The sequence below is a fragment of the Parendozoicomonas verongulae genome (genome assembly GCF_009711465.1).
GTDB classification, from domain to species: domain Bacteria; phylum Pseudomonadota; class Gammaproteobacteria; order Pseudomonadales; family Endozoicomonadaceae; genus Sansalvadorimonas; species Sansalvadorimonas verongulae.
Genome location: NZ_SMME01000436.1, coordinates 348 through 609 on the forward strand (window position 1 = coordinate 348; position 262 = coordinate 609).

The 262-nt window shown below is 53.4% G+C and carries 1 protein-coding gene; it reads right to left on the bottom strand.

Translation table 11 applies throughout. The features are described 5' to 3' along the window. Window positions 1-262 (bottom strand): hypothetical protein (locus tag E1189_RS24520; RefSeq protein ID WP_230459898.1); only part of this gene is annotated, 262 nt, incomplete at both ends.

Genomic DNA, 262 nt, shown 5'->3' on the forward strand with positions numbered 1-262 from the left:
GACAGTAGAAGTATTGAACCAGGATGAGAAAGAGCTAGTTTGCCGAGGAAAACGGAACACCACCTGCCTCTGCGGCGCCACCTTTGATTCAGGTCAAACTGCTTCAATCCCACCGACGGGTCAGTAGCGACACTCAGTGCAAGGGGAAACAGAACACCACCTGCCATTGTGGTGTCACCTTTGGTTCGGTCAATCTGCTTAACTCTCACCGTCAAGGCAGCCGAGATACCCTGTGCAAGGGGAAGCTGAACACTACCTGCCC